The following is a 6,983-nucleotide window of genomic DNA, read 5'->3' as shown; positions in this document are numbered from 1 at the left end:
GCGGTGACGCCCGGAACCACCTCATAGGCGATGCCGGCCTCGCGCAGCGCCGCCATCTCCTCGCCGGCCCGGCCGAACACCAGCGGATCGCCTGACTTCAGCCGCACCACGCGCTTGCCGGCTTGGCCGAGTTCGATCAGCAGCGCGTTGATTTCTTCCTGGCTTTTGGAATGGCAGCCCTTGCGCTTGCCGACCGGTAGGCGCTCCGCATCGCGGCGGCCCATGGCGACGATCGCCTCCGGCACCAGCGCATCATAGACGATGGCATCGGCTTCCATCAGCAGGCGGTGCGCGCGCAGCGTCAACAGGTCCTCCGCGCCCGGACCGGCGCCGACCAGCGCGATATGGCCCCCGGCCGGCGCATCCACGCTCAGGAGTTCGAGCGCCGCGCCATGCGCCTGGGCGTGGTCACCGGCTTCGATGGCCTTGGCCGGCGCGCCAGCGAAGAAATCGCTCCAGAAGCGGCGGCGGCGGTTGCCCTTCGGCAGTTTCTCCGCGGCGGCGCGGAACGACGCGGCAAGCGCCGCCAGCCGGCCGAGCGAAGGCGGCAGCATGCGGTCGATGCGGACACGCAGCATCTGCGCCAGAACCGGTCCGGCGCCCTCGGTGCCGATGGCAATCGCAACCGGCGCGCGGTTGACCAGCGCCGGGGTGAAGAAATCGCACACGTCCGGCTGGTCTACCGCATTGACCGGAATGCCCAACCGGCGCGCGTCCTCGGCGACGCGGCGGTCGAGCGCCTTGTCGCCACTGGCTGCGAACACCAGGGCGACATCCTGGAGATGCGCGGCCTCATAGGCGGCACCGATGTGAACGGCACCGGACGCGGCGACGAAGGCGAGCAGGTCGGGATCGGCGTCGTCGGCAATGATGCGCAGCGCCGCGCTCGACTGGGCGAGCAGCCGGGCCTTGGCAAGCGCCTCTTCGCGATTGCCGACGATGGCCACGGCTTCGCCGTCGATCCGCATGAAGACCGGGAAGGCATTGAGCTTGGCGTTGGCTGGCGACATGGCGACGAGCAATAGTGAAACAGTTTGGCAGTTTTACGCGGACTGGCCAAAAACCAGAAGGCAATCACTCGCGCGTCGCCGAACGGCAGGCAATCGCTTTTTCGCAGCCGCGAAGAGCAAGAGAAAAAAATTCTACTTTGAGAATGAGAGAGCCGGAACGGCGTGAGAAACCACGCTGATCTTTCGTGACTTTTACCATCGGCCCGGGAAAGCGGCAAAACAGTTTTTTCTAAATTCTACTAACTTAGTAGATTAAGCCGACCTTGCCGGTCGGCGCGCAACCTCGCCTGGTAGGAGCAGTTGAGAGTGCCACCGACACGTCGGAACAATCCTGCTCCGCGGCTCGTTTGGCTAGGCATCCATTCTGTCGATCCTGGGCTCGACCGGTCGGCACCCCGCAAGCAAAGGAGGAACACCATGAACATCAAGCTGAAGCACGGATTGTGGGTCGTCGTGGCCGATGGCGAAAAGGCACTCTTCCTGCGCAACCAGGGCGACAACAAGTTCCCGAACCTGGAGGTGGTGCACGAGATGGAGCAGGAGAACCCCGCGACGCGCGAGCAAGGCACGGACAAACCCGGCCGCCAGAGCAACGAAGGCCCCCGCAGCGCCGTCGAGGAGACCGATTGGCACCGTCTCGGCAAGGAACGTTTCGCTGTCGAGATCGCCGACCGGCTCTACAAGCTCGCGCATCGCGGCGCATTCGACGCGGTCGTGCTGATCGCACCGCCGCAGGTGCTTGGCGAGATGCGCCAGAAACTGCACAAAGAGGTGAGCGAGAAGGTGCAGGCCGAAATTCCCAAGACGCTCACCAACCACACGATTCCCGATATCGAGACCCTCTTGCAAGCGGCATAAGCGGCCGAGGCAAAGCAGCTTCGGGACCAAATGCGTTCCGCGACCGTCTCTTTGTCGGCGCGTCGCCGATTTCCCGGTTTGCACCCTGTTTCTAGGTCGATTTCTGCGCGGCGGCGGTTGCATGATCGCCGCTCCGTCCACCATATTGCCGAAGGCGACGGCCTCGGCGGGCGCCCATCCGAATCGTGAATTTTCGAAAGGCGCGCAAAAAGACAATGCCGCATGACACGCCCCTTATCGCCACCATCGTCGCCGGTCTGGGGCTGGCATTCGTCTTCGGGGCTTTAGCCAACCGTTTCCGCATCCCGCCGCTTGTCGGTTACCTCGTCGCCGGCGTCCTGGTCGGGCCGAACACGCCGGGCTTCGTCGCCGACGCCAGCCTTGCCAACGAGCTCGCTGAAATCGGCGTCATCCTTTTGATGTTCGGCGTCGGCCTGCATTTTTCGCTGAAGGACCTTCTGTCCGTCCGCGCCATCGCCGTGCCGGGCGCCATCGTGCAGATCGGCTTCGCCACCCTGCTTGGCGTCGGGCTTGCCTGGTTGCTCGGCTGGCCGCTGGGCGCCGGCCTGGTCTTCGGACTGGCGCTTTCGGTCGCCTCGACTGTGGTGCTCTTGCGCGCCTTGCAGGAACGGCGATTGATCGGGACCGAACGCGGCCGCATCGCGGTCGGCTGGCTGATCGTCGAGGATCTCGCCATGGTGCTGGCGCTGGTGTTGTTGCCCGCGCTCGCCGGCGTGCTCGGCGGCCGGGCGCAGGTCGATGATCATACGAGCCTGCTCTCGCTGCCCGCCAGCTACGGCATATGGGGCGTTGTCGGCATCACCCTCGCCAAGGTCGCCGCCTTCGTCGTCGTCATGCTGGTGGTCGGGCGCCGGGTCATTCCCTGGATCCTGCATTATGTCGCCCACACTGGCTCGCGCGAATTGTTTCGGCTTTCGGTGCTGGCTATCGCGCTCGGCGTCGCCTTCGGCGCGGCGAAGCTGTTCGGCGTCTCGCTGGCGCTCGGCGCTTTCTTCGCCGGCATGATCATGAGCGAGTCCGAGCTCAGTCATCGCGCGGCGGAAGAATCGTTGCCGCTTCGCGACGCCTTCTCGGTGCTGTTCTTCGTCTCGGTCGGCATGCTGTTCGACCCGCTCAGCCTGATCAGCAACGGCCTGCCGATCCTCGCCACCTTGGCCATCATCGTCGTCAGCAAGTCGTTCGCCGCCTTCGTCATCGTCATCGCCTTCCGCTATCCGATCGCCACCGCGCTGATGATTTCGGCGAGCCTTGCCCAGATCGGGGAATTCTCCTTCATCCTTGCCGAGCTTGGCGTCGGCCTAAAATTGCTGCCCGAACAGGGCCGCGACCTGATCCTGGCCGGCGCGATCCTCTCGATCCTGCTCAATCCGCTGATGTTCCTCCTTGTCGATTGGATGAAGCCGTGGCTGGAAAAGCGCGCCGGCAACACGGCACCTGTCGAAGAGCAAAGGCCGATCGGCCCGGCCACCGAGCCCGGCCAGATTGCTTCGGTCCAGGCAACGCTGGGAAAGGAAGACGGCCCGCCGCCCAAGACCGCGCTTGCCGGCCATTCCATCCTGATCGGTTACGGCCGCGTCGGCAGCCTCGTCGGCGTAGCGCTGAAGGAAGCCGCCCTGCCCTTCCTGGTGATCGAGGATGCCGACAAGACGCTGGCCAAGCTGCGTGACGACGGCATCGAGACAGTGGCCGGCAATGCCGCCAATGCGGATGTCTTCGCGGCCGCCAATCCGGAAGGCGCGAAGCGGCTGATCCTCGCCATCCCCAATGCCTTCGAGTCCGGCCAGATCGTGCTTCGAGCCCGCGCCGCCAATCCTGCGATCAATATCATCGCCCGCGCGCACTCCGACGCCGAGGTCGAGCATCTGAAAAGCCTCGGCGCCGACACGGTGATCATGGGCGAGCGCGAGATCGCGCGCGGCATCGTCGAGGTGGTAACCGGCAAAAACACCGGTGCGTCCGGGCCTGCCATGGCGATCAATCCACAGCCCGCTTGATGGGCGTCAAATTGTAAACGCGGAACCGCCATTCTGCGCGATATCGCTGAGATATTTCGCCGGCGGCTTGCCCAGCGCCTTCTTGAACATGGTGATGAAGGCGGTGACGGATTCATAGCCGAGATCGCCCGACACCCGCTGCACGCTGGCGCCGGCGGACAGTTCCCTGAGCGCCACGATCAGGTGCAACTGCTGGCGCCAGCGGCCGAAACTCAGGCCCGTCTCCTTGACGACGAGGCGCGCCAGGCTGCTTTCGCTGAGCGCCACCCGGTTGGCCCATTCCGCCAGCGTGCTGCGATCTGCAGGGTTGTCGGCCAATGCTTCCGCGATCCGGCGCAGCCGCGGCTCGGCCGAGATCGGCAAATGCAATTGCTGCACCGGCATGAGCGGCTCGGCGAGCAGGACCTTTCCCAGGAAGTCGCAGCGCGGGTCGTCCGGCGCGCATTCCGACAGCTCGATGATCACTTCGCGCAGCAGCGGCGAGATCGAAAGCGTGCAGCACCGATCCGGCAGGTCGGCGGCGCCAGGCTCGATATAGACGAAGAAAATCCGCGCATTCGCCGTCGCGATGTTGCTGTGTTCCATGCGGGTCGGCACCCACACGCCGCAATGCGGCGGCACCATCCAGAGCCCGGTCGGAACCCGACAGGTGACGGCGCCGCCGAGCGCGAAGACGAGCTGCCCCTTGCGATGCCAATGCGCGCGCACCTCGGCCCTGGTCTCGGTGACATCGACGCCAACGGCGATCGCCGGCGCAGCCACGTCGTCGACATCGAAATCTAGCCAGGGCCAGCGGGGTGGCTGTCTCATGATTGAATGTTTTTAGCGATCATTTGGCTGTATCTCTAGATTCTTCAGTCACGAAAGATAGGTTCGCGCCGATATCCTCGCAATCGATCGCGTCTCAGACGCCAATTCAAAGGTGGGCCATGCTCGCTCTCGCCATTTCTTCCGACAGCCCCAGCCGGCTGAACCTCACCGAGGCCGACGAGCCAAACTGCAATGCGAACGAAGCATTGGTCGCAATTCATGCAATATCATTGAATCGTGGCGAGCTGCGCCTGCTCGCCATCCGCCCCGACGGCTGGATCCCCGGCCAGGATATCGTCGGCATCGTGGAACGCGCGTCGGCCGACGGCTCAGGCCCGGCAAGGGGGCACGCGCGTCGCGGCCTTGGTCGACCAGGCCGGCTGGGCCGAACATGTCGCCGTTCCGACCGACCGTCTCGCCGTCATACCCGATGGCGTCAGCTTCGCGTCCGCCGCCACGCTGCCGGTGGCGGGCACGACGGCGCTGAGGACCTTGCGCCATGGTGGCGTTCTCGCCGGCCAGCGGGTGCTGATCACCGGCGCGAGCGGCGCGGTCGGTCGCTTTCAGATCCAGATTGCCCGCGAGCAGGGCGCCTCGGTGACCGCGATCGCCTCGGCCCGGCATCACGATGATCTTCGCGATCTGGGCGCCGGGCAGGTCGTCGAATCGATCGAACTAGCCGAGGGGCCGTCTTCGCTGATCACTGAGTCGGTCGGCGGCAAGAGCCTCGCCGCCGCGATCGAACGTGTGACACCCGGTGGCACCATCGTCATGTTCGGCTCGAGCAGCGGCGAACTCACGCCTGTAGGGTTTCGCCAGTTCGTTCCAGGCCACGAGGGCGCCAAGCTGCAGACCTTCGCCTATTACTCATCCGGCTCAGCCATCGGCGCCGACATCGCCGCCCTGCTCGATCTCGTCGCGGCCGGCAGGCTGAAAACCCGCGTGGCCATGACCGTGCCGTGGACGGACATCGGCCAGGCCCTGGACGCGCTCAGACAGCGCAGCTTCAGCGGCAAGGCCGTCCTCACTGTGGCTTGAAATCAGCCAGGTCAGACGTGCTGGCCGCCATTGATGTGGATTTCCGAGCCGGTCACGTAAGACGACTGGCCGGAGCACAGGAAGTAGATGATGTCGGCCACTTCCGAGGTGCCGCCCAGCCTTCTCAGCGGGATCGTCTCGACTATTCTGTCCGTGCCTGGCGACAGGATCGCCGTGTCGATCTCGCCCGGCGCGATCGCGTTGACGCGGATGCCATGCGGACCGAAATCATGCGCCATCTCGCGCGTCAGCGAGCCGAGCGCCGCCTTCGACGTCGCATAGGCCGTGCCGGCAAAAGGATGCACCCTCGTGCCGGCGATCGAGGTGACGTTGACGATCGAGCCCTTGGCGGCGGCGAGTTCTTTGAAAAGGCCCCTCGCCAGCATGATCGGCGCGAAGAAATTGACCTGGAAGACGTCGCGCCAGACATGCATCGGCGTCTCGATCGAGTTCATCCGGCTGCCGTCCTTCAGCTTCGGCGAGATGCCGGCATTGTTGACCAGCGCGTGCAGCTGTCCGCCATGCGCCTCGAGCCGGTGGCGGATCTCCGACACGGCGATGCCGACATCTTCCTGGTCGGCGAGGTCGACCTTGATGTGATCCTCGGGGCCGGCCGGCCACGGGCAATCCTCGGCGAAGGCCTGGCGCGAGCAGGTGATGACGCGCCAGCCCTCGCGCGAGAAACGCTTCACCGTCGCATGGCCGATGCCACGGCTGGCGCCGGTAAGCACGATGGTTTTTCTGCTGTCGGTTTCGGCCATGAACTTTGTCTCCGGCCGGACATGTAGCCGAAGGCGGCAATCATTGCGAGAGGGCGAGTTGCCGCCGCAGCGATGATCCCGGAATGTGGTTTCCGGTTTTCGGGATCGCGACGGAATAAAAGCTGGAGCCGTTCCGATCTGGCGAACGGGCTTCAACCCCCGCCCAGTATGTCGAGGATCGAGGTCTGCCGCCTTTTCTTCGGACCGCCGACATCGCCAGGCGGCACCGGATGCTTGATCGAGGCGGTCGATCCGCTGTCGCTGGGCATGTCGAAGCCCTCGGCATCGACCGTCTGGGCTGGACGCGGCTGGCGGGCGGGCGCCTGGGCAACGGGCTGCGATGGGGCGGCGGGCTGCGGCGACTGGCCGACGGCCGCGGGCGGCACGGGCGGCTGCGAGGCATCCGCCGACGGGATCTCGTCCGGCACGATCGTATCGGACGGCGTCGACTTCCAGGTGCCGGGCAGCGGCCTGACCGGCACGCCTTCATG

5 protein-coding genes and 2 pseudogenes are annotated in these 6,983 nt (G+C 65.3%); 3 read left to right on the top strand and 4 right to left on the bottom strand.

Annotated elements, in window-relative coordinates; all coding sequences use genetic code 11:
- Positions 1-1,010 (bottom strand): siroheme synthase CysG (cysG, locus tag EOA24_RS22460; RefSeq protein ID WP_127410070.1); only part of this gene is annotated, 1,010 nt, incomplete at its 3' end.
- Positions 1,011-1,427: 417 nt separating this feature from the next.
- On the opposite strand from cysG, the gene EOA24_RS22455 reads away from it, so the two are divergent.
- Positions 1,428-1,868, top strand: coding sequence for a host attachment family protein (locus EOA24_RS22455; protein ID WP_126081174.1), 441 nt, complete (start codon positions 1,428-1,430; stop codon positions 1,866-1,868).
- Between the two features lie 215 nt (positions 1,869-2,083).
- A complete protein-coding gene (gene ybaL / locus EOA24_RS22450; RefSeq protein ID WP_245466930.1) occupies positions 2,084-3,883 on the top strand; it encodes a YbaL family putative K(+) efflux transporter in 1,800 nt (599 codons plus the stop codon).
- 6 nt (positions 3,884-3,889) lie between these two features.
- Here ybaL and EOA24_RS22445 read toward each other — a convergent pair whose 3' ends face one another.
- Positions 3,890-4,693: a helix-turn-helix transcriptional regulator gene (locus EOA24_RS22445; protein WP_127256281.1), complete on the bottom strand. Its 804-nt coding sequence runs from the start codon at positions 4,691-4,693 to the stop codon at positions 3,890-3,892.
- Between the two features lie 119 nt (positions 4,694-4,812).
- On the opposite strand from EOA24_RS22445, the pseudogene EOA24_RS22440 reads away from it, so the two are divergent.
- Positions 4,813-5,731: pseudogene (locus EOA24_RS22440) on the top strand (zinc-binding dehydrogenase).
- A gap of 11 nt (positions 5,732-5,742) precedes the next feature.
- On the opposite strand, the gene EOA24_RS22435 reads toward EOA24_RS22440, so the two are convergent.
- Both EOA24_RS22435 and EOA24_RS22430 read right to left on the bottom strand, forming a co-directional pair.
- Positions 5,743-6,492: an SDR family oxidoreductase gene (locus tag EOA24_RS22435; RefSeq protein ID WP_126081172.1), complete on the bottom strand. Its 750-nt coding sequence runs from the start codon at positions 6,490-6,492 to the stop codon at positions 5,743-5,745.
- A gap of 152 nt (positions 6,493-6,644) precedes the next feature.
- Positions 6,645-6,983, bottom strand: a pseudogene (locus EOA24_RS22430) (penicillin-binding protein); the annotation flags it as partial.

It is taken from the genome of Mesorhizobium sp. M2A.F.Ca.ET.039.01.1.1 (assembly GCF_003998035.1).
Classification (GTDB): Bacteria; Pseudomonadota; Alphaproteobacteria; order Rhizobiales; family Rhizobiaceae; genus Mesorhizobium.
The sequence above is the reverse complement of the archived record's forward strand: the minus strand, read 5'-3'. Positions and strand labels throughout refer to the sequence as shown.

What these genes read in the sequence shown, in the direction of transcription:
- EOA24_RS22455 (WP_126081174.1), top strand. Translation starts at nt 1,428, where the DNA reads ATGAACATCAAGCTGAAGCACGGATTGTGGGTCGTCGTGGCCGATGGC.
- ybaL (WP_245466930.1), top strand. Translation starts at nt 2,084, where the DNA reads ATGCCGCATGACACGCCCCTTATCGCCACCATCGTCGCCGGTCTGGGG.
- EOA24_RS22445 (WP_127256281.1), bottom strand. Translation starts at nt 4,693, where the DNA reads ATGAGACAGCCACCCCGCTGGCCCTGGCTAGATTTCGATGTCGACGAC.
- EOA24_RS22435 (WP_126081172.1), bottom strand. Translation starts at nt 6,492, where the DNA reads ATGGCCGAAACCGACAGCAGAAAAACCATCGTGCTTACCGGCGCCAGC.